Annotated in this window: 24 protein-coding genes and 1 pseudogene; 10 read left to right on the forward strand and 15 right to left on the reverse strand. The window is 70.1% G+C overall.

Features of this window, described 5'->3' with window-relative positions:
* Positions 1-137 precede the first annotated feature (137 nt).
* Complete coding sequence (locus BDK92_RS02085) at positions 138-425, reverse strand: hypothetical protein (RefSeq protein ID WP_246016734.1); 288 nt, start codon at positions 423-425, stop codon at positions 138-140.
* A 223-nt stretch (positions 426-648) separates the two neighbouring features.
* Here BDK92_RS02085 and BDK92_RS02090 point away from each other — a divergent pair, with 223 nt between their 5' ends.
* Together BDK92_RS02090 and BDK92_RS02095 are read left to right on the forward strand one after the other, a co-directional pair.
* A complete protein-coding gene (locus BDK92_RS02090) occupies positions 649-1,065 on the forward strand; it encodes a YciI family protein (RefSeq protein ID WP_121154064.1) in 417 nt (138 codons plus the stop codon).
* Complete coding sequence (locus tag BDK92_RS02095; RefSeq protein WP_121154067.1) at positions 1,065-2,291, forward strand: RNA polymerase sigma factor; 1,227 nt, start codon at positions 1,065-1,067, stop codon at positions 2,289-2,291. The genes BDK92_RS02090 and BDK92_RS02095 overlap by 1 nt, the downstream gene beginning before the upstream one ends.
* A gap of 289 nt (positions 2,292-2,580) precedes the next feature.
* Here BDK92_RS02095 and BDK92_RS02100 read toward each other — a convergent pair whose 3' ends face one another.
* Both BDK92_RS02100 and BDK92_RS41070 read right to left on the reverse strand, forming a co-directional pair.
* Positions 2,581-2,772 carry a DUF397 domain-containing protein gene (locus BDK92_RS02100; RefSeq protein WP_121154069.1) on the reverse strand — a complete coding sequence of 64 codons (192 nt, stop codon included), beginning with the start codon at positions 2,770-2,772 and terminating at the stop codon, positions 2,581-2,583.
* Between the two features lie 71 nt (positions 2,773-2,843).
* A pseudogene (locus tag BDK92_RS41070) lies at positions 2,844-2,942 on the reverse strand (hypothetical protein); the annotation flags it as partial.
* 24 nt (positions 2,943-2,966) lie between these two features.
* Here BDK92_RS41070 and BDK92_RS38295 point away from each other — a divergent pair.
* The gene (locus BDK92_RS38295; protein ID WP_147456882.1) at positions 2,967-3,146 is read left to right on the forward strand and encodes a hypothetical protein; all 180 of its coding nucleotides are present in this window, start codon (positions 2,967-2,969) and stop codon (positions 3,144-3,146) included.
* A 60-nt stretch (positions 3,147-3,206) separates the two neighbouring features.
* Here the strand turns inward: BDK92_RS38295 and BDK92_RS02105 are convergent, their stop codons facing one another.
* From BDK92_RS02105 to BDK92_RS02115, 3 genes are all read right to left on the reverse strand, one after another.
* Positions 3,207-3,695 carry a class I SAM-dependent methyltransferase gene (locus BDK92_RS02105; RefSeq protein WP_170208454.1) on the reverse strand — a complete coding sequence of 163 codons (489 nt, stop codon included), beginning with the start codon at positions 3,693-3,695 and terminating at the stop codon, positions 3,207-3,209.
* 567 nt (positions 3,696-4,262) lie between these two features.
* Complete coding sequence (locus tag BDK92_RS02110; RefSeq protein ID WP_121154073.1) at positions 4,263-5,768, reverse strand: MFS transporter; 1,506 nt, start codon at positions 5,766-5,768, stop codon at positions 4,263-4,265.
* A 110-nt stretch (positions 5,769-5,878) separates the two neighbouring features.
* Complete coding sequence (locus BDK92_RS02115) at positions 5,879-6,589, reverse strand: TetR/AcrR family transcriptional regulator (protein ID WP_211349020.1); 711 nt, start codon at positions 6,587-6,589, stop codon at positions 5,879-5,881.
* 360 nt (positions 6,590-6,949) lie between these two features.
* Between BDK92_RS02115 and BDK92_RS02120 the strand changes: the two genes are divergently transcribed.
* The gene (locus BDK92_RS02120; RefSeq protein ID WP_121154077.1) at positions 6,950-7,714 is read left to right on the forward strand and encodes an SDR family NAD(P)-dependent oxidoreductase; all 765 of its coding nucleotides are present in this window, start codon (positions 6,950-6,952) and stop codon (positions 7,712-7,714) included.
* A 23-nt stretch (positions 7,715-7,737) separates the two neighbouring features.
* Here the strand turns inward: BDK92_RS02120 and BDK92_RS02125 are convergent, their stop codons facing one another.
* Positions 7,738-8,973 carry a beta-ketoacyl-[acyl-carrier-protein] synthase family protein gene (locus BDK92_RS02125; protein ID WP_121154079.1) on the reverse strand — a complete coding sequence of 412 codons (1,236 nt, stop codon included), beginning with the start codon at positions 8,971-8,973 and terminating at the stop codon, positions 7,738-7,740.
* Positions 8,974-9,043: 70 nt separating this feature from the next.
* Here BDK92_RS02125 and BDK92_RS02130 point away from each other — a divergent pair, with 70 nt between their 5' ends.
* Together BDK92_RS02130 and BDK92_RS02135 are read left to right on the forward strand one after the other, a co-directional pair.
* Complete coding sequence (locus BDK92_RS02130) at positions 9,044-9,679, forward strand: TetR/AcrR family transcriptional regulator (RefSeq protein WP_246016736.1); 636 nt, start codon at positions 9,044-9,046, stop codon at positions 9,677-9,679.
* Complete coding sequence (locus BDK92_RS02135; RefSeq protein WP_121154083.1) at positions 9,666-10,064, forward strand: NUDIX hydrolase; 399 nt, start codon at positions 9,666-9,668, stop codon at positions 10,062-10,064. Before BDK92_RS02130 ends, BDK92_RS02135 begins: the two co-directional genes overlap by 14 nt.
* Positions 10,065-10,169: 105 nt before the next feature.
* On the opposite strand, the gene BDK92_RS02140 is transcribed toward BDK92_RS02135, so the two are convergent.
* Positions 10,170-10,991, reverse strand: coding sequence for an SCO4651 family lipoprotein (locus tag BDK92_RS02140; protein WP_147456883.1), 822 nt, complete (start codon positions 10,989-10,991; stop codon positions 10,170-10,172).
* A gap of 189 nt (positions 10,992-11,180) precedes the next feature.
* Between BDK92_RS02140 and BDK92_RS02145 the strand changes: the two genes are divergently transcribed.
* Genes BDK92_RS02145 through BDK92_RS02155 form a run of 3 tightly spaced genes read left to right on the forward strand, consistent with a single transcriptional unit; the run spans position 11,181 to position 12,973 of the window.
* A complete protein-coding gene (locus BDK92_RS02145) occupies positions 11,181-11,681 on the forward strand; it encodes a hemerythrin domain-containing protein (RefSeq protein WP_121154087.1) in 501 nt (166 codons plus the stop codon).
* A gap of 34 nt (positions 11,682-11,715) precedes the next feature.
* Positions 11,716-12,678 (forward strand): TIGR03557 family F420-dependent LLM class oxidoreductase, encoded by a 963-nt coding sequence (locus tag BDK92_RS02150; protein WP_121154089.1) that lies wholly within the window; start codon positions 11,716-11,718, stop codon positions 12,676-12,678.
* A 22-nt stretch (positions 12,679-12,700) separates the two neighbouring features.
* Entirely contained in the window at positions 12,701-12,973 is a 273-nt protein-coding gene (locus BDK92_RS02155) for a DUF4235 domain-containing protein (RefSeq protein WP_121154091.1), read from the forward strand.
* Between the two features lie 79 nt (positions 12,974-13,052).
* Here the strand turns inward: BDK92_RS02155 and BDK92_RS02160 are convergent, their stop codons facing one another.
* Together BDK92_RS02160 and BDK92_RS02165 are read right to left on the reverse strand one after the other, a co-directional pair.
* Positions 13,053-13,274: a DUF2188 domain-containing protein gene (locus BDK92_RS02160; protein ID WP_121154093.1), complete on the reverse strand. Its 222-nt coding sequence runs from the start codon at positions 13,272-13,274 to the stop codon at positions 13,053-13,055.
* A gap of 121 nt (positions 13,275-13,395) precedes the next feature.
* Positions 13,396-14,376 (reverse strand): DNA topoisomerase IB, encoded by a 981-nt coding sequence (locus BDK92_RS02165; protein ID WP_121161509.1) that lies wholly within the window; start codon positions 14,374-14,376, stop codon positions 13,396-13,398.
* Positions 14,377-14,563: 187 nt separating this feature from the next.
* Between BDK92_RS02165 and BDK92_RS02170 the strand changes: the two genes are divergently transcribed.
* Complete coding sequence (locus tag BDK92_RS02170) at positions 14,564-16,147, forward strand: glycosyltransferase 87 family protein (RefSeq protein ID WP_121154095.1); 1,584 nt, start codon at positions 14,564-14,566, stop codon at positions 16,145-16,147.
* A gap of 21 nt (positions 16,148-16,168) precedes the next feature.
* Here the strand turns inward: BDK92_RS02170 and BDK92_RS02175 are convergent, their stop codons facing one another.
* The 5 genes from BDK92_RS02175 to BDK92_RS02195 are packed head-to-tail and all read right to left on the reverse strand — an operon-like array spanning position 16,169 to position 21,375.
* Positions 16,169-17,038, reverse strand: coding sequence for a sugar phosphate isomerase/epimerase family protein (locus BDK92_RS02175; RefSeq protein WP_121154097.1), 870 nt, complete (start codon positions 17,036-17,038; stop codon positions 16,169-16,171).
* On the reverse strand, positions 17,035-18,234 hold the full coding sequence (locus BDK92_RS02180; RefSeq protein WP_121154099.1) for a Gfo/Idh/MocA family protein: 1,200 nt from the start codon (positions 18,232-18,234) through the stop codon (positions 17,035-17,037). Before BDK92_RS02180 ends, BDK92_RS02175 begins: the two co-directional genes overlap by 4 nt.
* 44 nt (positions 18,235-18,278) lie before the next feature.
* Positions 18,279-19,160, reverse strand: coding sequence for a carbohydrate ABC transporter permease (locus tag BDK92_RS02185; protein ID WP_121154101.1), 882 nt, complete (start codon positions 19,158-19,160; stop codon positions 18,279-18,281).
* Positions 19,157-20,050: a carbohydrate ABC transporter permease gene (locus BDK92_RS02190; protein WP_121154103.1), complete on the reverse strand. Its 894-nt coding sequence runs from the start codon at positions 20,048-20,050 to the stop codon at positions 19,157-19,159. Before BDK92_RS02190 ends, BDK92_RS02185 begins: the two co-directional genes overlap by 4 nt.
* Positions 20,047-21,375, reverse strand: a complete 1,329-nt coding sequence (locus BDK92_RS02195) for an ABC transporter substrate-binding protein (RefSeq protein ID WP_121154105.1) — start codon at positions 21,373-21,375, stop codon at positions 20,047-20,049. Before BDK92_RS02195 ends, BDK92_RS02190 begins: the two co-directional genes overlap by 4 nt.
* Positions 21,376-21,380 lie beyond the last annotated feature (5 nt).

The following is a 21,380-nucleotide window of genomic DNA, read 5'->3' on the forward strand; positions in this document are numbered from 1 at the left end:
ACAGATCCGGACGTCGACCGACACCGGTGCCGTCACGAAACGTGACGGCACCGGCTGCGCGCGGCGCGCACGAACGGTGATAGACAGGGTCGCATACCGGCCGTCTCCAGCCGGTCGTCAGCGGCGATCAGTCCTGATCAGAAGGGGGGTGCGTCCTCGCCCATCAGCGCCAGCACGACGCCTCCCTTGCCACTCTTGAGGCTCTGGACCACGACCTTGCCGGTGCTGCCGTCGGGTAGTTCCAACGTGAAGGTCTTCCCGACCGCGTTCTTGGGGCCATTGCCGGCGCTGTTAGCGGGTCGGAAATCGCCTGCCCACGGCGGGGTCCCACCCTTGCGGGCGGGTTCGGCGAAGAGTGCGGCGGTGCCGGGGGTCCTGGTGCCGTCCGAGGAGAGGAGCACTGAGGCGGTGCGATAGGTAGCCATATACGGCAAGGCTATCCCGGACTGCGCTCGTTCGCGCCACGCATCTGCCCCGCAACACGGATGGCCACGGGGAGCGACCTTGATCTGCCCTCACCCCGTGGGTCGACCGTGCGTTGGCCCGGGGCGCGGCGAAAATTTTCCGGGGCGTGTCGATCCGCGGCCCGCTCGTTCGACGTGGGGGTGCGAGGGCCGAGAGGCGGCCCCGCCGGATGAGGAGAACACGATGCCGAAGTACATGTTGATCATGCGGGGCACCGATGAGTCGAACGCGGCCCTGATGGCCGGGTTCGAGGAGTTGGCGGCCTCGACTTACCAGTACATCGAAGACCTGGTCAAGGCCGGTGTGTTCGTCGCGGCCGAAGGACTGGACGATGCGGGCCAGGGCGTCGTGGTCGACTTCAGCGGCGAGACCCCGGTGGTCACGGACGGGCCGTACGGGGAGACAAAGGAACTGTTCGGGGGCTACTTCATGCTCGAAGTCGCCTCGAAACAGGAGGCGGTCGAGTGGGCCAAGCGGATCCCGGCGGTCACCGGGTCCAAGATCGAGGTCCGGCGGGTGGCCGGCGAGGACGAGATGCCGCAGGACACGGCGGGGTCCATCGAGGAACGGGCCCGGCGCGAGAGCAACGGCCAGATCTGATGGGTACGGCCGACGTCGAGGCCGTCTGGCGGATCGAGTCGGCGCGAATCGTCGCCGCGCTGACCCGGTTCACCGGCGATTTCGGGCTGGCCGAGGACGCCGCCCAGGAGGCGGTGGCCGAGGCGCTGGTGTCGTGGCCGCTCGCCCCTCCGGCCAATCCGGGCGGCTGGCTGATGACCACGGCCCGGCGGCGGGCCATCGACGCGATCCGCCGCCGGACCGCCCTCCAGGACCGGCACGCCCTGCTGGCGGCCGACCCAGCGGTCGACTCGGCGGTTGACGAGGAAATCGATCCCGACAGGATCGACGACGACATCTTGGCGCTGATGTTCGTCAGCTGCCACCCGGTGCTCTCCCGCGAGGCCCGGGTGGCGCTGACCCTGCGCGTGGTCGGCGGTCTGTCCAGCGAGGAGATCGCCCGCGCGTTCCTGGTGTCTGTGCCGACCGTGCAGGCCCGCATCAGTCGGGGCAAGAAGACGATCGCGGCGGCCGGGGTGCCGTTCGAGTTGCCGGCGGCGGGCGAGCGCCGGGAGCGGCTGGGCGGCGTACTCAGCGTCCTCTACGTGATCTTCACCGAGGGGTCGACGGCCACGTCGGGCGACCGGCTGCTGCGTCCCGATGTCGCGTACGAGGCGATCCGGCTGGCCCGTACGCTGGCCGCGCTGGAGCCGGACGAGCCGGAGGTGCACGGCCTGCTGGCGTTGTGCGAGCTGACGGCCGCGCGCTTCCCGGCCCGGACCGGCCCGGACGGTTCGCCGGTCCTGCTGGAGGACCAGGACCGGCGGCGGTGGGACTTCTCGGCGATTCGCCGTGGGCTGGCCGCGCTGGTCAAGGCGTCAACTCACGGCCTCGGCCCCTACGGCCTGCAGGCCGCGATCGCCGCCGCCCACGCGTCGGCGCCCTCGGTCGAGGCGACCGACTGGGACCGGATCGTGGTGCTGTACGAGGCGCTCGGCCGGGTCGCGCCCTCGCCGGTGGTCGAGCTGAACAGGGCCGTCGCCGTGGCCATGGCCACGGGTCCGGCGCAAGCCCTGGCCATCGTGGACGACCTGATCGCCTTGGACCGGCTCCCCGGTTCGCATCTGGTTCCGACCGTACGCGGGGAGCTGCTGGCCCGCCTCGGCCGGCGACCGGAGGCGCGCGCCGAGCTGGAGCTGGCCGCCCGGCTCTGCGCCAACCAGCGCGAACGCTCAGTGCTGCTGCGCAAGGCGGCCGCGCTGGGCTGACTTCTCCCGCTCGGGCGGCCGGGATTCGAGCGCGGCCCGGATGCCGTCGATCGCGTCGGCCAGACCGCCCGGCGCGGCAGCCGCTCCACCATGCCGGCGCCCGCGACAATCGCGCCGGCCACGTCGGCCGAATCCCCGAACGCGTACGCCGGGAACACGGAGAACCCGGTGAGAAACTCGTCCACGCCGTACCTGAACGCCCTTGGTCCCATGCCGGGGGCGTTCGGCGCACCGGGGCAGAGCAACGTCCCCGTACCGGGTTGGCACGGGGACGTGTGTGCGAGGTGTGCTAGGACCGTGTGGCGAGGCTGACGAAGGCTCGCCACGCGTCGGGGCCGAAGGTGAGCACCGGCCCGGTCACGTCCTTGCTGTCGCGGACGCCGACGACGCCGGGGAGGTTCTTCGCCACCTCGACGCAGGTGGACCCGCCGTTGCTACTGCGGGTCGACTTCCGCCAGATGGCGCCGGCCAGGTCTGCCATGTCGGTGCCACTTCCTTGAGCAGGTCGAGGGTGAACGCAGTGGGCAGGGCTACCGCTCGGATGGACTCCCACACCGCTCCCAGGGTATCAATGTCCGCTTGCTGGGTGACCACGCGCGATTGCAGCGGATCGTCCAGGTGCGCGGCCTCCCCGAGCGGCCCCTTCGCCATGATGAAGCCACCGGCGAGCCCAGCATGCGCCCAGGCATCGGCCGGCACCGATGCATCGCACTGATGCTCTACCTCGGCACCCAGTTCGTCGACGCCATCTCCGACCTCCACGTCTACGACTCCGCCCTCGGACCACCACCGGACGTACGCGCCATCTTCGACCGCATCATGTGCTGGATGCCACCCGAGCGCCCCCCGGCGTGAGCGGCCTCGTGAACACCTCGGGAGGACCAACGGCCGCTCTCGCCACGACGAAGGGGCTCGTCAGAGCGGCGTACCGGTGACGCAGGTGAGCAGACGATCCTGCCCGTACGTCGCGATTGATCGTTTTGTGCTGAACCCGTGTGCCTGGAGCAGGCGTTCTGTCGACACGACGTTCGCGGTGGCGTTCGCGGACATGGGCCGCTCACCGAACACGGCGAGGGTGCCTCCCGGAGCCAGCAGGCTGCGCATGCGCTCGATCTGCTCTGTCGCGGCCCCCAGCCAGAACAGGCTGACGTTGACCGCGAATATCTTGGTGAAGTAGTGCGGCGGAAGCTCGGTGGAGTCGAATCCGGCGTGTCGAATCTCGGCCCTGCCGGAGCGGATGTGGCTGGCGTTGCGTTCCGCGGCGAGCCGTGCCATGGTCGCCGCGCGGTCGATCGCCACGATCTTGCCGGTGGTGAGTCGTTCGGCGACCAGCGAGACAGCGACTCCGCGACCGCACCCGATCTCCAGCAGGTGGTCGTCCGGGGCGACTGCCAGCGTCTCCACCGCCCACCGCTGGCGGTGTGTCACCGCGGTCGTCTCGGCCGATTCGCGCGGTAGCGGGATCGGACTGCCGCCGACGACGGTCGGGTGTCGGACGGGCAGGACGCATCTCACGACACCGCTGACCGGGCCATGACCGGGGCCGGGACCGGATCGTGCGGGCGGACGGACGGCTCGCGTCGCACCGACCGGACTCTGTTCACACACCTGTCGCAACACCTTTCGGGATGGCGCCGTTCACTGCGTCTTCGGCGACCGGTGCGGCGACCAGGGGCGGCTGCGCAGGGTGCCCGTAGTAGCTGACCGGACGGGATTGGAGCGTCCGTGCGGCAGTAATCCAGGGTACGACCCGCACGGCCAGCGCCGCAGTGGGCCGTGCGCGGTGGCGGGAACCGCTGGGCGGCGCATCGCTCTCGGCGGGCCTCCGGACAGTCGCATCAGAAGGATCTTCGGTTGCTATAGCAACGACTATAGCGATTGTTCCCATATATGGGCTGGCGGCCCCGCCTGTCGAGCGGGGCCGCCAGTTGTCGCATCCGGTCGGTCGGCGCCGGTCGGCGCCCCGGCGGATCAGTGCATCATCACCGGTACGGGAACATCGCCGGCGTTCTCGTCGTCGGACGCGCCCGAGCCGCCAGCCACCGCGCCGCCGTCCTGACGCCCTGCGGTGACCAGGGTGAACGTGAGCAGAGCCGCCGCCACCAGCACGCCGACCGCCCACCAGATCGCGGTCGCGTAACCGTGCACCGCCGCCTCGTTGACCAGGTTCGAGTTGCCACCGTGGTCGAGCAGGTACGCCGTGGTGGCGCTGGCCGCGACCGTGTTCAGCAGGGCCGTGCCGATCGAACCACCCACCTGCTGCGACGTGTTGATCATCGCCGAGGCGACACCCGCGTCACGCGGCTCGACACCGTAGGTGCCCAGAGCCATCGCCGGCATGAACGCCGTACCCATGCCGAGCCCGAGCAGGATCATGCCCGGCAGGATCAGACCCGCGTACGAGCTGTCCACCTTGAGCTGGGTCAGGATCAGCATGCCGAGTGCGGCGACCAGGAAGCCCGGTCCCATCAGCAGCCGGGGCGCGACCCGGTTCATCAGCCGGGCACCGATCTGGGTCGAGCCGGTGATCATGCCAGCGATCATCGGCAGGAACGCCAGGCCGGTGACGACCGGCGACCACCCCTTGACCACCTGGAGGTAGTAGGTGAGGAAGAGGAAGAGACCGAACATACCGATGACCGCGATGCCCAGCGCCGAGTAGACGCCGGCCCGGTTGCGCTCGGTCAGCACCCGCAGCGGCAGCAACGGGTGGGCGACCTTCGACTCGACCAGGACGAACGTGGCCAGCAGCACGGCCGCGGCAACGAACGAGCCCAGGGTCCAGGCGGCGGTCCAGCCGTTGGTCTCGGCCCGGGTGAAGCCGTAGACCAGGGCGACCAGGCCCGTGGTGGCCAGCAGTACGCCAGGGATGTCGAGCTTGTTGCGGTTACGGGCCCCCGGCACATCCTTGATCACGAGGATCGCGCCAGCGGCGGCGACCAGCGCGAACGGGATGTTGACGTAGAGCGCCCAGCGCCAGTTCAGGTACTCGGTGAGCACACCACCGAGGATCAGGCCGATGGCACCGCCACCACCCGCGATCGCACCGAAGACGCCGAACGCCTTGGCGCGCTCCTTGGCCTCGGTGAAGGTGACCGCCAACAGCGACAGCGCCGCCGGGGCGAGCAGCGCGCCGAAGACGCCCTGGAGGGCGCGAGCGCCGAGCAGCATGCCGGTGTTGACCGCGATCCCGCCGATGGCCGACGCGGCGGCGAAGCCGAGCAGGCCGATGGTGAAGATCCGCTTTCGGCCGGCGATGTCGGCGATCCGGCCGCCGAAGAGCAGCAGCCCACCGAAGGCGAGCGTGTAGGCGGTGATCACCCATTGCCGGTTGCCGTCGGAGATGCCCAGGTCGTGCTGGGCGGCCGGGAGGGCGATGTTCACCACGGTCGCATCCAGTACGACCATCAACTGGGCCAGCGAGATGAATATCAGCGCTGTCCAGCGCCTCGGATTGGCTTCAACTTCTGTGGACATGAAGGTCCCCGCATTTTTCGCAAATATGGATGGAAACGGCAGCCTGTGGACGCAGGCAGCCCAGGTGGCGATGTGGTGGTCACGGCGGCGGGTCCACCCCGCCGTGCCGGTCAGTGGACGGGTTTACCGTTCGGCGTCGTGCAGGGCTCGTCGTTGAGCCGATGGGCGGAAAGCCGCAGGTCCGCCAGGGTTGCCGCACTCCCCGGGAGAACGGACCGTTGGGGCGCCCGCAACCCGTCGAGAAGCAGTTCCAGGTGCCGGTGGGCGTACGGCTCGACCGTTGCCTGTGCCGTACCAGGCAGCGGCCGGGTGAGCTGGACGATCGGGACGATCAGGTCGCCGACGCCGATATCCGGCCGCAGCTGACCGGACTCGCGGGCCCGGCGCAGCATGAGTTCGAAAGCGTCCTCCATCTGCTCCCGCGCCTCACACAACTCCGGATCCGCCAGGTCCAACCGGTCGGAGAAGACCGCGCAGAGCCCCCCGATGAGCAGGTCGGCCGAGGCGTGCGCGAACCGCCGCAGCGCTTCGAACGCGTCCGGCTCAGTTGCCCCGATCTGTTCCGCTTGAGCCGACAAACAGGACATCAAGCTCAACACCACCACTCGGATCAGTTCGTTCCGGTTGGCGAAGTGCCGATACAGAGTGGCGTTACCGACCCCGGCCCGCTGGGCGATCTCGTCCAGCGGTACGTCGGCACCCCGCTCCAGGAAGAGTTGGGCCGCCGCGGTGACGATCCGCTCGTAGTTACGAGAAGCGTCTGCCCGCTGACGAGGCAGCCGCTGCTGGACGACAGGGCCCGCCACGGCAGTATCAGTCACGTCGACGCTCCTCACTGAAACCGGGGAGTCCTTCCCCGGTTATCCGAAGAGTCAAACGGGGAAAGCCTCCCCGGTTATTTCGACCATGGCTGTGACCTGCGTCCCGACATCGATCAGCGCGCCTTCCCCGCCCACACCACACGGTCCAGGTGTTCCGTCCGGGACGTCCCGCGCAACCCTCGGCGTGTCATCGACCTCACCGCCACGACGAGCGACAGAGGTGGTTGACACGTCAATCACCCTCATACGATTGACACGTCAATCAGGTGGACACGCTCACTCACGAGGTGACGGTCCCGAGCGCCGCCCGGACGGCCAAACACCGCCGCCCGGACAGGCCGCAGAACAAGGAGGAGTTCCATGGGAACCCTGCACGGGAAGGTCGTGCTCATCACCGGCACCGGAGGAGGTCTGGGGCGCGTCGCGTCGCTGGCCTTCGCGAGGGAAGGCGCCAAGGTCGTCGGGGCCGACATCCAGATCGAGGCAAACAACGAGACGGTCGAACTCGTCCGCCGTGCCGGCGGAGAGATGACAGGCATCGCGCCGATCGACCTCACCGACCCGGAACAGGCACGGCAGATCGTCGAGGACGCCGTGGCGGCCTACGGCGGGCTCGACGTGGTCTACAACAACGCGGCCTCGCTCCGCTTCGGTTCGATGCCCGATTTCTCGGTCGAGGACTGGCGGGCCACGATAACAGGCGAACTCGACATCCCCTTCTTCGTGTCGAAGTTCGCCTGGCCGCACCTGGTCCGGCGCGGTGGCGGCGTCATCATCAACGCCGCGTCGATGGCCGGCATGATCGGTGGCGAGGTTCCCCCGATGGTCGCGCACGCCGCCGCGAACGCCGGCATCATCGGCATGACCCGGCAACTCGCGCTCGAAGGCGCCCGCGACGGGATCCGGGTGGTGGCGGTCAGTCCCGGGCCCATCCTGACCCCGGCCAGCGAGCGCGACCTCGGGGACAACCAGGCCGCCCGGGCCGCGATCACCAGCAAGACGCTCGTCAAGCGCTTCGCCCGACCCGAGGAGGTCGTCGAACTGGTGGTCTTCCTCGCCTCCGACCGGGCGGCGTACATCACCGGCGCGAACTACCCGGTCGACGGCGGCGCGACCGCCTGGTAGCACGGCCGGCGTGCAACCCGGCCCTAGGCGGCGGCGAAGACGAGGGAGACGTTCTGGCCGCCGAAGCCGAAGGAGTTGCAGACGGCGGCGTCGAGCCGCTGCTTACGCGGGGCGCCGGTGACCACGTCGAGCTTCACCTCGGGGGCCAACTGGTCGAGGTTGAGCGTCGGCGGGATGACCCCGTTGGCAACCGACAGCAGCGTGACGATGCCCTCCACCGCGCCGGCCGCGCCGACCAGGTGTCCCAGGCTGGACTTGGGGGCGGTGAGCAGCACGTCGTCGCCGAGCGCCCGCGTGATCGCGGCCGCCTCACCCACGTCGCCGACGACGGTTGAGGTGGCGTGGCAGTTGACGTGCTTCACGTCCGACGGCTGGAGCCCCGCGTCGGCGACCGCGTTGAGGATCGCCCGGATCTGGCCGGCGCCGGTCGGGTCGGGGCCGGTGATGTGATGGGCGTCGGAGGTGATGCCGTATCCGGCGAGCCGGCCGAGCACCCTGGCCCCCCGGGCGGCGGCGAAGTCGGCCCGCTCCAGGACCACCACCCCGGCGCCCTCACCGAGCACAAAACCGTCCCGGTCGACGTCGAACGGCCGGGAGGCACGCTCCGGGTCGTCGTTGCGCTTGGAGAGCGTACGGGCCTGGGCGAAGCCGGCGATCGTCAACGGCGCGATGGCGGCCTCCGCCCCACCGGCGATGACCACGTCGGCCTCGCCGGAACGGATCAGCCGGGCGGCGAGAGCGAGTGCCTCGGCACCGGAGGCGCAGGCGGAGACCGGGGTGTAGACGCCGGCGCGGGCGCCGAACTCCAGGCTGACCCAGGCGGCGGGTCCGTTCGGCATCAGCATCGGCACGGTCAGCGGGGAGATCCGGGCCGGCCCCTTCTCCTCCAGCAGGTCGTCCTGGTCGAGCAGGGTGTTGACGCCGCCGACGCCGGTGCCGATCACCACCGCGAGGCGGATCGGGTCGACCTCGGGGCTGCCGGCGTCGGTCCATGCCTGCTGGGCGGCAACAAGCGCGGCCTGCTGGCAGCGGTCCATCCGGCGGGCCTGGACCCGGGGCAGCACCTCGGCCGGAGCGACTGCCATCGGGGCGGCGATCTTCGTCGGCAGGTCGTCGGCGTGCCCGAACGAGGCCACCAGGTCGTCGATCCGGCGTACGCCGGAACGTCCCGCGAGCAGTCCCTGCCACAGCGAGTCGACGTCTCCGCCGAACGGTGTGGTCGCGCCGAGCCCGGTGACGACAACGTCCTGGGCGTTCATGCTGGCCTCCTCGTGGCATGCGTGGTGTGAGGGCTTGCCGTCCCGTAGTTGTATCGCATACAACTTTAGGGTGTCCACCGCCGAATCGCAGCCCCGGTCCCCCGCCCCACCCCGCGACCGGGGGCGGCGTACCCGGGCGTTGCTGCTCGAACAGGCCGCGGCGCTCTTCGGTGAGCACGGCTTCGACTCGGTGAGCGTGGCCGGGATCGCGACCGCCGCCGGGGCCCACCCGAACCAGGTCACCTACTACTTCGGGTCCAAGGACGCGTTGTTCGTGCACGCCGCGTTCCTGCTGCTGCTGCGCGACGCCGAGCGCCTGGAGCCGGTCGGTCGCCGGCAGCGCACACCGGAGGCGTTCCGTACGGCGCTGGCGCGTACGGCGCTGGCACTGCCCGCCGTGCCGATCGCGATCCGGGCGATGTCCATCACCCGGCAACGGCCCGAACTGCGGCCGGTCGCCGAGCAGAACCTGACCCTCCTGTTCCACCAGGCGCAGCGCTACCTCACCGCGATCCTGGAACTGCACGACTGGGTGATCGACCGACCCGCCGACGTCGAGACCCGCACCTTCTGGAGCGCGGTACTCGGGGCACGACTGATCTCGGAATCCGGCTTCGGCGGCCGATCCAGCGACATCGACCTCGCCGGGGTGCTCACCATCCGCCGCCGGGGTGCCGCCTACGATCCCGGGGGTGACCGTCATTGACAAGATCGCCTGGATCCGGATCGAGAACCACGCCATTCTCAGCACCCGCAGCCACGGCAAGGACGTCTACTACCTGCCCGGCGGCAAGCGTGAGCCCGGCGAGAGCGACCTCGCCACGCTTCTCCGCGAGATCGACGAGGAACTCGGCGTCGCCATCACGCCAGAGACGGTCACCCCAGCCGGCGTCTTCGAGGCCCAGGCGCACGGCCACCACGCGGGTACGACGGTCCGGATGACCTGCTACACCGCCGACTACCAGGGCACCCCCACGGCCAGCAGCGAGATCGCCGAGGTGAACTGGCTCGGATACGCCGACCGGCACCGGGTGTCCACCGTGGACCAGATCATTTTCGACCGGCTGTACGAGCAGGGCCAGCTCCGCTGACCCCGCTCGACCAACCCGCACCCGCCGTACGGCGGCGGTAGGCCCCGGAAACGCCGTACGGCTCCGGGGAGGCCCCGGAGCCGTACGAGAGGTACGTGCGAGAGGTCAGCCCTGCAGGCCCTTCAGCAGGTCGGCGAAGTCGGCCGTCTCGGCTGCGGGCGGCACGTCGATGGTCACCGGCTTGTTGAAGTCGGTGAAGTTGACGACCATGTCGTTCGCGTCGTTGAGGAAGGAACGCCCCCGGCGAACCTGGTACTGCTCGTCGATCCAGAGCTCGGTCTTGACCTCCTTGACACCGAGCTTGGTGATCATCTTCTCGGTCGCCGCACGGACCGACTCGGGGAACGCCGCGAGGTAGGGGGCGACCGGCATGGTCACCGCGTAGTGGACGGTCTGCGCGCCGTTCACCGCTTCCTCGCCGACGACGGTGACCGTCTCCGCGGTGAGGAGCGGCTTGAGCTGCATGGCCGGATCGATGTCGTCGACGACGTTCGTCATCGCCTCGACCCCGGCCTCACCAGCCGCCGACGAATCAATCTTGAACCACTTCTTACCGCCCATATCGGCCTGGTCGGCCGCCGGGACCTGGATGTAGAAGGCGGTGCCGATCACCCGTACGGTGGTCGTTCCCTCCTTCGGGTCCTCGACCGTGACCTCTGCCTTACGCTCACTGCCGAGAGCGACGGTTCCGGCTCCCTTGACGGCCTCGCCCTCCTGCTTGCCCTCCATCGCGATGGTCAGCGAGGTCGTCTTACCAGCGGCGTCCGCCGCCTTCTGAATCGAGCCCTTGGCATCGCTGGCCATCAGTGCCAGTCCGCTCGGCTTTTCCTCGACGGTGGACGGAGCGTCCTTCGAGCCACAGGCCGCGAGGCCGAGCACCGCGAGCGCGGAGACGGTCAGGACAGCGCTGTTCTTCCAACGTGCCACGAGAAAAGTTCCCCCGATGTGATGGGTGGTGTCGTACATGGGCAGCGCACTCTAACCCACCCCACCGACACGACTCACGTGGATTCCGCCGCCCCGGTCCGGCCGCCGGCTTCGGCTGAGGTTTCCCGAGGAAGGTCGAGGGGTAGCAGGAGCCACGACCGGCCGTATCGGAAACACCAGGGGGTTCAGATGTCAACCGACGCTCTTGTTCTCTTGAAGGAGGACCACAAGGAAATCCGGGCATTGTTCAACGAGTTCCAGCAGGCCGGCGAGAACGCCACAAAGAAGAAGGGCGCAATTGTCGAGCGCATTCTTGAGGCGTTGACCGTGCACACGTACATCGAGAACGAGTGCATGTACCCGGAGACCCGGAAGCTGCTGCCCGACCTCGAGGACGACGTGCTCGAATCGTACGAGGAACACCATGTGGCCGACGTACTCTGCCTGGAACTCGCCGCGATGAAGCCGGAGGACGAGCGCTTCGACGCCAAGACCATGGTGCTGATCGAGAACGTCACCCACCACATTGAGGAAGAGGAAGAGGAATGGTTCCCGAAGGTGCGTGAGGGGCTCGGCCGGAAGAAGTTGCAGGAGATCGGCGAGCGCATGATCGAACTGCGCGAGCAGGCGCCCCGGAAGCCGACCGATCCGAAGGCGATGAAGAAGGCGGTGGACGCGGCGACCGCCTGATCGCCGGTCCACGCCGCTATTTCAGGGAGTAACGATGCGCATCGGATATTTTCTCTCCAGCGAGGAGTACACCCCCGCCGAGCTGCTGGAGCAGGCGCGCGGCGCCGAACGGGCCGGCTTCGAGGCGCTGTGGATCTCCGACCACTTCCACCCCTGGGTCGACGCCCAGGGACAGAGTCCGTTCGTCTGGTCCACGATCGGCGCACTCAGCCAGGTCTGCCGGCTGCCCGTCACCACCGCCGTCACCTGCCCGACCGTACGCATCCACCCGGCGATCATCGCCCAGGCGGCGGCGACCAGCGCGGTGATGCACGAGGGTCGCTTCGTACTCGGCGTCGGCAGCGGCGAGGCGCTAAACGAGCACATTCTCGGTGACGCCTGGCCGAGCGCGGACGTACGCCTGGAGATGCTGGAGGAGTCCGTCGAGCTGATCCGCGAGCTGTGGAAGGGCGAGTTCACCAACCACCACGGCAAGCACTACACGGTGGAGAACGCCCGGATCTACACCCAGCCGGAGACTCCCCCGCCCATCTACGTCTCCGGCTTCGGGCCCAGGGCCGTGGACCTGGCCGCCCGGATCGGCGACGGCTACATGAGCACCATGCCGGACGGGGACCTGGTCAAGCGGTTCCGTGACGGTGGTGGCGGGAACAAGCCGTGCCAGGCCGGCTTCAAGGCGGCGTACGCGAGCAGCGAGGCCGAGGGCGCGCGGATCGCGTACGAGCGCTGGCCGAACTCCGGGGTGCCGGGCGAACTGTCCCAGGTGCTGCCCTCGCCCCGGCACTTCGAGCAGGCCGCCGAACTGGTCACCGAGGAGATGGTGCGCAAGGCGTTCGTCTGCGGCAACGATCCGGACGCCCACCTGGAGATGATCGACCAGTACGCCAAGGCGGGCTTCGACGAGGTCTACGTCGCCAACACCGGCCCGCACTACCAGGGCCTGTTCGACCTCTACGCCGAGCGGGTGCTGCCGGCGGTGCGGGACCAGCGACGCTGACGGCGTCAGGGAGGTGATGAGAATGGGCAAGGGCATCAACCGGCTCGCCTACAAACCGGTGGGCCTCCTGCTCGGTGTCGCGGCCGGTGCGGTCGCCGGGATGGTCTTCAAGCAGGTGTGGAAGACGGCTGCCGGTGACGACGACGCGCCGAACGCCACGGACGAGGAGCGGGGCTGGGGCGAGATCCTGGCCGCCGCCGCACTTCAGGGAGCCATTTTCGCGGTGGTGAAGGCGGCCGTCGACCGCAGCGGCGCGGTCGCCGTACGCCGAGCCACCGGCAACTGGCCCACCTGAGGGTAAGGAAGGGCCCCCTCCTATCGCATTCTGTATAGGAGGGGGCCCTTCTTAACGCCCGCACACGGCGGCCGGCGTCTCAGCCCTTCGGCGGGTACGGGTCGTCCTGGTAGGTGTACTCGGTCTCGACCCGCCCGTCGGCGGTGTGCAGGACCAGCTGGCTCGGCTGGTTCGCGCGGGCGGCCTCCCGGCCCTTGTCGACGGCCTCCTGTTTGGTGGCATACGTGCCGAACCCGCGTGATCCCTGTTCGATCTTCCAGCGACCACCATCGGGTACGACGTGAAATTCGCTGCGGCTCATCGCGCCTCCTCACCAGGGTTTTGAGATCATCGATCCCTTACTTCCTACCCCGGCGTCCCTGGCTCAAACGACCGTGGCACCGCACGTCGACCACGACGGCACCGCGCGCCCAGCTCGCGTCTCAGGCCGAGAGGAAATCGATCACGGCGCGTTCGGCCGCCGTCCGGGACGCCGCCGGGGCGATGTCGGCGGTTCGCCCGTCGAGATACCGGTCGATGATCCTGGGGTCGACGTAGGAGGCGCGGGCGACGGCGGGAGTGTTTCCCAACAGCTCGGCGACCTCGCGCATCACCTCGGCGACGACCCGTCGACGGCGCGCCGACGATCGTGACGGCTCCGTCTCGGCCAGTCGCCGGCAGGTGCGCAGTGTCGCGTGCCAGGTCCGGAAGTCCTTCGCGGTCATCGCCACGCCACACGAGCCGCGCAGGTAGTCGTTGACGTCGTCGGCGTGCACGTCGTGCCAGCGGCGCCCCTCCCAGTAACCGAAGAGCCGGTCGGCGTCGCGGCGACGACGGCGCAGATCCCGTAGCACCCGACAGACCTCGGGGTCGGTGATCCGGCGTACCTGCTCGATCCCACCCTTGCCGGTGAACTCCAGCACCACGCAACCGCTACGGCCCCGTACGTGCTCGGGGCGCAGGGTGGTCACGCCGTACGTCGGGTCGTCGCCGGTCGCGTACTCGTCGCCGCCGACCCGGAACATCCCGAGGTCGAGCAGACGCACCACAGCGGCCAGTACCCGGGACCGGGTGAGCCCCCGTCCGGCGAGGTCACGAGAGACCCTGCGGCGTACCGCCGGTAGTCGACGGGCGACCGCCAGGACGTGCGCGTACTTGGCTTTGTCCCGGTCGTCGCGCCAGCGCGGGTGGTAAAGGTACTGCTTGCGCCCGGCCGCGTCGATTCCGGTGGCCTGGAGGTGTCCACGGGGGTCGGGGCAGATCCACACGTCCCGCCAGGCCGGTGGGATGGCCAGTTCACGCAACCGACGCAACTCGGCCGGGTCACGAAGGGGTCGGCGGTCATTGTCGAGGAAGCTGACCCCACGGCCGCGTACGCGCCGGGTGTAACCGGGCTTCGTCTGGTCGGTACGCCGAAGCCGCATCGCCCACCACTCCCCCGGGTCGCTTCCCCGACCCACCTGACGATCTTGCGCCTGCGGTACCCGGATCGTCGGCACGGCAAACCACGATGAATCGTCCCTGGTCACCCCGTGATCGGCGAACCCCCGGTCTTGCCACAGATGCGTCTCGATCCCCGGACCCCGGCGGCTCGTTCGGTAACCTGAGCCGATGCTGTGGCGCAGGTCCAACTCGTGGTGGCTGCTCTTCGCCGCGGTCGCCGTCGTGTCGTCGGTGCTGGTCCTGCGCCGACCCCCCGGTGACCGCCTCTCCGACCTGCACATCTACCACGGTGCGGCGCAGGCCGTGGCCGCCGCCCGACCGCTGTACGAGTACGTCGCGGCGAATGGTGGCCCGTTCACCTACCCACCGTTCGCGATGCTGCTGTTCCGCCCGGTCATGGCCCTGCCGGAGCCCGTGGTCCAGGTGATCTGGCTGCTCGGCGTCTGTGCGGCGGTGGCCGCCGTCGCGGCCACCCTCGCCCGGGGCATCAACACCGCACCCCGCCACCGGCCGGCCGTCGTCGCCGTCGTCGCGTGCGCCCTGCTGCTCTCCGCTCCCGTGCAGAGCAATCTCCGCTTCGGACAGGTCAGCATCTTCATCGTGCTGCTGGCCCTGGTCGACGCGGCCGGCCTCACCCCCGCCCGCTACCGGGGTGCGCTGGTCGGCGTCGCCGCCGCGATCAAGCTGACCCCGCTGCTCTTCGTCGTCTTCTTCCTGGTGTGCCGCCGGTGGCGCGACGCGGGCCGGGCGACGGCGGCGTTCGCCGGGTGCGCCGTGCTGGCGGCACTGGTGTTGACCGGGGACAGCTGGGCGTACTGGACCGGGACCATGCTGGAGACGTCCCGGATCGGGAACCTGGCCTCGCTCGGCAACCAGTCGGTGCACGGCATGCTGATGCGAATCGGGGTCGCGCCGCAGACCCTCCCGCTGCTCTGGGCGGTGCTGGTCGCGCTGGTCTGCGGCACCGCACTGCTGCGTGCCCGGCAGGTGGCGGCGGCCGAACCGGTACGCGCGGCGGTGCTGGTCGGCTGCGCCACCGTGGTCGCGTCTCCGGTCTCCTGGACCCACCACCAGGTCTGGACCGTGCTGGCGGCGATGCTGATGGTGGCGGCGCAGGGGGTGCCGCGTCGGGTCGCCGGGGTGGTCCTGCTGCTCGTCATGACCGTTTCGCTCGGGGCGGCACTCGGAGACGTGTCGACCTTTCCCGGGGTGCAGTTCCTGCTGGAGAACGCCCGCGCGTTCGGGGCGGTCGCGGTCTGCCTGGCCGGGCTCGGCGGCGTCGCCGTGCTGGCGGCCCGCACCTCCCGGCGGGCCGGTGACCGGCGCGGCTGGCTGCGCGCGGTCACCGCCGCCACCGCCACGTTGGCCTGCTTCGCGGTGCTGCCACTGCCGGCCGGCGCGGACCCGACGTTCAAGGCGTACCGCCTCGCCGACGTCGACAACCCACGCTACTTCTACTTCTGCCGGGAGCCGGTGGAGTGCGCCCGCCTGGCGACCGGCGCACCGGTGCGGTTCGCGGTGGTCCGGGAGAAGACCAAGGTACGGGTGAACGGTGTCGTCGACGGCACCGTCGCCCGCCTGGAATACCGCTCCGCCCCCGGTGGCGCGCCCCGGGTCATCCCACTGTTGGAGGTGCATCCGGCACAGCGGACCTTCTCGTTCCGCAGTGCGAACATGGCCCACGGCCAACTGGTCGCGTACGCGGCCGACGGGCGGATCCTGGCCAGTTACCGCGACGAACTCAATCCCTAGACTGCCGACCCAAGCCGAAGATCAACTACCGGACGGATCGGCCACGCGCACCCGCTCGGCGAGCGTACGCAGGTACGCCAGGTTGTCCCGGGTCCGCTCGGCGAGCGGTCGGGCGGTGGAGAAGTCCTCCACCGTCACCCACCCGTCGTAGCCCACCTCGGCCAGTGCCCCGAAGTACGCACCCAGGTCCGCCTGCCCGTCGCGCAGCGGCGCCCACTGCTCGGCCCAGACGGTCGACCCGTCCGGCCGCTGCCCCACCGGCCGCCAGACGGCGTTCTTCACGTGCACATGGGCGAGGTACGGTCCGAGCATCTCGAACGCCGCCAGGTAGTCCTCCTGCCCCTCGATGACCAGGTTGCCGATGTCGTGGATCACCCCGACCCGAGCCGGATCGAGCCCGTCGACCAGCCGAACGGCGGCGGAGGCGGACGCCACGATGGTGCGGTGGTGCAGTTCGACCAGGACGCTCACCCCGTACCCGGCGGCCCGCTCGGCGGCCCACTCCAGATCCCGCCGGGTGGCGGCGAACAGGTCCGGGTACCGGCCGGTGCCGAGCGCCGGCATCGTCACCCGTACCCGGCCGGCACCGAGGACGGCGGTGGCGTTCAGCATCCGCTCCACATTGGCCCGGTCGTGGCTGGGTACGTATCCGCCGAGGCCCGAGAACTCCAGCCCGGAGGCGCGGGTGACCCGGTCGATCTCGGCAAGGTGCTCCTCCAGCCCGAGCAGCGGCCAGGTCGCCCGGTTGCCCACCCAGAAGCCCGGCTCCGCCGCCGGCTCCTGATCCGTGATCCGCCACTCGATGCCGTCCCAGCCCTGCTCCGCCAACGCCTCCGCGGCCTGGGACGGGGACCACTGCGGGGTCGAGGCGGTGAAGACCGAGAACCTCATGAGCGTCGCCCCTCGTCTCCACTCGGCACCGGCACGTTCCCGACCACCGTGGGCGGGTCGTCGTACGCGCCGGCCAGCACGTCGTCGTACCGCACCGGCCGGCCCAGCGCGGCGGACCGGTAGACCGCCTCGACCAGGGCGAGTGCGGCGAGCCCGTCCTCGACCCGGACACCCGGTGGGCGCCGGTGGTCGATGGCCTCCACCACGTCCCGGTACTGACGCAGATGCCCGAGCACGAAGCCGTCCCCGGCTTTCAGCGCCCCGCGCAGGTCAGCGGCGGGGACCCGGGCGGCGGCCTGGTTGGGCGGACGATGCGGCGCGACGTCGTCGTCGGCGGCGACATGGAAGTACTCGAGTTGGTCGTCGTCGATGACCGCGCTGCCCCGGGTGCCGTGCACCTGGAGCCGGACGCCCAGGCCCGGGTAGGCGGCGGTGGTCGCGTGCAGGGTGGCCAGCGCACCGGACCGGAACCGGATCGTGGCGACCGCGACGTCCTCGACCTCGATCCCGTGGTGCGCCAGCCGCGCCGTCTGGGCGGCGACCTCGACCGGTTGGCCGAGCAGCCAGAGCAGCAGGTCCACGGTGTGCACCCCCTGGTTCATCAGCGCGCCGCCGCCGTCGTACGCCCGGGTGCCGCGCCAGCCCGCCGAGTCGTAGTAGCCCTGCTCACGCCACCATGGCACGGTCGCCACCGCCGAGGTGATCAACCCGAGTTCACCGGCGGTGACGGCACTGGCCACCGCCACGGCGGCCGGGTCGAAACGGTGCTGGCTGACCACGGAGACGACGAGTCCCCGCTCTTGCGCGTCGGTGGCGAGGTCGGCGAGTTTCCGGGCCCGCCCGAGGGTGACCTCCAACGGCTTCTCGATCACGACGTGGGCACCGGCCGCCAGGGCCTGTTCGGCGAGTGGGGCGTGCAGGCCGCTCGGCGTACAGATCGCGACCAGGCCGATCGGCTGACCGGCGAGGGCGGCGTCGAGCGTCGGGTAGCGCGGTGGCGGCTCGGACCCGGTCATCCCGGCGACCCGGTCGGCCAGACCGATGGCGGCCGCCTGGTCGGGGTCGACCAACGCGGCCACCCGAAGCCGGTGATGCCGGTGTACGGCGGCCGCGTGGTTGGCGCCGATGATGCCGGCGCCGACGATGGCGACGCCGATCGGGGCGGGTACGGACGGGTCGGTTGTGCCGCCGTTCATACGGGAGGTTCTCCGATCGTCGGGGGCGGGGATCGGGGTGCCGGTCACTTGACCCCGCCGGTGGTGAGGCCGCTGACCAGGTAGCGCTGGAAGAAGAGGTAGAGGGTGACGACCGGTACGGCGCAGATCAGCGCCGCCGCCATCAGTTGGCCGTACACCGGGATCGCCCCGCCCTCCTGGGTGGCGCCGAAGATCTGCAGCGACACCGCGGCGGTACGGGTCTGCGGATTGGTCAGCACCGAGGCGAAGAGCACGTCGTTCCAGCCGAGCAGGAACGCGAAGATGCCCGACACGGTGAGACCGGGCCAGCTCAGCGGCACGATGATCCGGGTCAGCACCCGCCAGGACGACGCCCCGTCGACCCGGGCCGCCTCGTCCAGCTCGCGCGGCAGACCCCGCAGGTAGGTGACCATCACCCAGGTGGAGAAGGGCAATCCGAAGGTCAGGTAGGTGAGGAAGAGGGCCCAGCGGGTGCCGATCACCGGGACGCCGAGCACCGTCGCCGCGCTGGCGAAGAGCACGAAGACCGGCAGCAGCATCAGCGTGCCCGGGATGGTCTGCAACGCGAGCAGCCCGCGCAGGATCGCGATCCGGCCCCGGAACGCGACGCGGACCAGGACGTACGCGCTGACGATCGAGACCAGTGCGCAGACCACCGCGACGGCTCCGGCGACCAGCACACTGTTGAGCAGGCCGGGGCCGAGGTCGGTGGTGGACCAGATCCGCCGGTAGTTGCCGAGGTCGGGGTCGCGGGGCAGGAACTCACCGGCGGCGACGGCCAGGTCGGAGTTGATCGAGGCGAGGAACATGTAGAGCAGCGGCGCGCCGACCAGCAGCAGCCCGACGGCGAGGACGACGGCGCGCAGCGGTCCGGGCAACAGTCGGTTGATCTCGGTCGAGCGGGTGGATCGGCGCCGGACGGTCATGGTGTGCGCCCCTCGTCCGAGGTGTCGAGGCGGACCGCGCGCAGGTAGATCGCGATCGGGATCGCGACCAGCAGCAGCGAGAGCACCGCCATCGCCGCGCTGAGTCCGAAGCGGAAGTTCTGGAAGCTCTCCACGTACGTCAGCACCGGCAGGACCTCGACGTCGCGCGGGCTCGGCACCCCGAAGAGCACGAACGGGAGGGTGAAGTTGTTGACGTGGTGCAGGAAGGAGATGACCAGTGCCAGCGAGACCGGGCCGCGCAGGTAGGGCGCGATGACGTACCAGAGCTTGGCCGACCAGCCGGCGCCGTCGAGCGCGGCGGCCTCGTGCACCACCGGGTCGACGGTGTGCAGTCCGGAGACGGCCAGCAGGTAGACCAGGGGCCAGGCGGTCCAGACCTGCACGATGACCAGGGCCCAGAAACTGCGCGGACCGTTGAGCCAGAGCCCGGGTGCGACCCCGAACCACGCCAGCGCCGAGTTCGCCACGCCGTCGGGTTGCAGGATGATCCGCCAGACGGTGCCGACGACGAAGGCCGGCAGCACGTACGGGACCAGGAAGACCGAGCGGACCAGCGCGCGCCCCCGGAACCGGTCGTGGGTGGCGAGCGCGGCGGCAACGCCGAGCGGGAGGGTCAGCACGGTGGCGAGAAGGGCGTACCCGAGGCTGACGCCGATCGCGTGGAGCAGGTGTGAGGCGCGTACCGCCTCGACGTAGTTCGCCAGCGCCACGAAGGGCGCTCCCACCCACTGCCGGATCGAGTACTGGTCGAGGTCGAGCAGGGAGATGTAGACCGCGGTGAGCAGCGGTACGACAATCACCACGAAGGTCAGTACGCCACCGGGGACCAGCATCCAGAGGGGACGGTGGCGTTGCCGCGTACGGCTCATTTGGCCTTGTCCAGCGCCGCCTGGCCGGTGGTCTGCGCCTCGGCCAGCAGCGACCGCAGTCCGGTCTCGTCGACCCGGCCGGCGGAGAGCCCGGGGATCGACTGGACCACCACGTTGACCAGCGCCAACTGGATCTGGCTCCAGGCCCCGGTGAACGGGGTGCCGACCGACTTCGAGGAGGAGTCGACCACGGCCGCGAGCGCCGGATCGCCGGCCAGGGCGGCGGCGGCCTCGGCGTTGGTCGGCAGTTCGCCGAAGGTCCTGTAGTAGAGGCCCTGCATCTCCGGGTCGGTCAGCATCTTGATCAGCTTGAGGGCGGCGTCCTTGTTCCGGCTGTACTTCGCCACCACGAGGTTGTCACCGGAGAGGATGCTCGTCGCCGGGCGGCCCTGGGCGGGGAGCGTCGACGCGCCGGGCGGAACGGTGGGCATGATCGCGTAGGCGTACTTACCGGCGACCGGGGAGGCGTCCAGGGTCACCTTGGAGGTCGCCGACACCATCGGCAGGAACGCCGCCTTGCCCGCCGCGAACGCCGCGATGGCCTGGGCGTTCTTCCAGCCGACCGCGGCCGGGTCGACCACCTTGTCGGTCGCCGCGAAGCCCAGATAGGTGCGGTACGCGGCGAGCGTGGCCGGGTCGTCGAGCCGCAGCGACCCACCGTCCACCAGGGGGTTGCCGGCCTGGACGGTCATCGCCCAGATGAACTTCCACGGGTCGAACGAGTCGGCGTAGGCGATCGCGAGACCGTACCGGCCGTCGGTGGTGAGCCGCCGCGCCTGCTCGCGCAGGCCGTCCCAGCTCTCGGCCGGCCGGTCGATTCCGGCCGAGGCGAGCAGTTCCTTATTGTACGCCATCACGAACGGCCGGCTGGCGAAGGGGACACCGACCTCCTTGCCCGGTTCGGGTCCGGAGATGCCGAGGGCGGCGGGGAGGAACTTCTCCCGCCCGCCGATCTTCGCCCAGTCGTCGTCGCTGAGCTCCACGAACGCCCCGGTGGCGTACGCGGTCGGAGTGAAGGTGGTGCCGAGGGAGTAGACGTCCGGCCCCTGGCTGGAGAGGACCGAGGTCTGGATCTTCGTCAGCTCGTCGTTCGGGGAGGCGAAGGTCTCGAACCGTACGGTCACGCCGGTCTCGGCGGCGAACCGGGCCGAGACGTCGGCGAACCACTGCCGCTGCTGCTCGGGGTAGATGGAGTTCGCCTGGACCAGGACGTCCAGGCTGGAGCCGCTGGCGCCGCCCCCACCGCCGTCGTCGCCACAGCCGGTCAGGCCGGCGGCGACCACGGTCAGAACGGACAGGGTGGCCAGGGCTCGTCGCGTCTTCATCTACC

The sequence above is a fragment of the Micromonospora pisi genome (assembly GCF_003633685.1).
GTDB classification, from domain to species: domain Bacteria; phylum Actinomycetota; class Actinomycetes; order Mycobacteriales; family Micromonosporaceae; genus Micromonospora_G; species Micromonospora_G pisi.

Excerpts from the sequence above, each read along its gene's own strand:
- BDK92_RS02085 (WP_246016734.1), bottom strand. The coding sequence starts at position 425 with ATGGCTACCTATCGCACCGCCTCAGTGCTCCTCTCCTCGGACGGCACC.
- BDK92_RS02090 (WP_121154064.1), top strand. The coding sequence starts at position 649 with ATGCCGAAGTACATGTTGATCATGCGGGGCACCGATGAGTCGAACGCG.
- BDK92_RS02095 (WP_121154067.1), top strand. The coding sequence starts at position 1,065 with ATGGGTACGGCCGACGTCGAGGCCGTCTGGCGGATCGAGTCGGCGCGA.
- BDK92_RS02100 (WP_121154069.1), bottom strand. The coding sequence starts at position 2,772 with ATGGCAGACCTGGCCGGCGCCATCTGGCGGAAGTCGACCCGCAGTAGC.
- BDK92_RS38295 (WP_147456882.1), top strand. The coding sequence starts at position 2,967 with ATGCGCCCAGGCATCGGCCGGCACCGATGCATCGCACTGATGCTCTAC.
- BDK92_RS02110 (WP_121154073.1), bottom strand. The coding sequence starts at position 5,768 with ATGTCCACAGAAGTTGAAGCCAATCCGAGGCGCTGGACAGCGCTGATA.
- BDK92_RS02120 (WP_121154077.1), top strand. The coding sequence starts at position 6,950 with ATGGGAACCCTGCACGGGAAGGTCGTGCTCATCACCGGCACCGGAGGA.
- BDK92_RS02125 (WP_121154079.1), bottom strand. The coding sequence starts at position 8,973 with ATGAACGCCCAGGACGTTGTCGTCACCGGGCTCGGCGCGACCACACCG.
- BDK92_RS02145 (WP_121154087.1), top strand. The coding sequence starts at position 11,181 with ATGTCAACCGACGCTCTTGTTCTCTTGAAGGAGGACCACAAGGAAATC.
- BDK92_RS02150 (WP_121154089.1), top strand. The coding sequence starts at position 11,716 with ATGCGCATCGGATATTTTCTCTCCAGCGAGGAGTACACCCCCGCCGAG.
- BDK92_RS02155 (WP_121154091.1), top strand. The coding sequence starts at position 12,701 with ATGGGCAAGGGCATCAACCGGCTCGCCTACAAACCGGTGGGCCTCCTG.
- BDK92_RS02160 (WP_121154093.1), bottom strand. The coding sequence starts at position 13,274 with ATGAGCCGCAGCGAATTTCACGTCGTACCCGATGGTGGTCGCTGGAAG.
- BDK92_RS02165 (WP_121161509.1), bottom strand. The coding sequence starts at position 14,376 with ATGCGGCTTCGGCGTACCGACCAGACGAAGCCCGGTTACACCCGGCGC.
- BDK92_RS02170 (WP_121154095.1), top strand. The coding sequence starts at position 14,564 with ATGCTGTGGCGCAGGTCCAACTCGTGGTGGCTGCTCTTCGCCGCGGTC.
- BDK92_RS02175 (WP_121154097.1), bottom strand. The coding sequence starts at position 17,038 with ATGAGGTTCTCGGTCTTCACCGCCTCGACCCCGCAGTGGTCCCCGTCC.
- BDK92_RS02180 (WP_121154099.1), bottom strand. The coding sequence starts at position 18,234 with ATGAACGGCGGCACAACCGACCCGTCCGTACCCGCCCCGATCGGCGTC.
- BDK92_RS02185 (WP_121154101.1), bottom strand. The coding sequence starts at position 19,160 with ATGACCGTCCGGCGCCGATCCACCCGCTCGACCGAGATCAACCGACTG.
- BDK92_RS02190 (WP_121154103.1), bottom strand. The coding sequence starts at position 20,050 with ATGAGCCGTACGCGGCAACGCCACCGTCCCCTCTGGATGCTGGTCCCC.
- BDK92_RS02195 (WP_121154105.1), bottom strand. The coding sequence starts at position 21,375 with ATGAAGACGCGACGAGCCCTGGCCACCCTGTCCGTTCTGACCGTGGTC.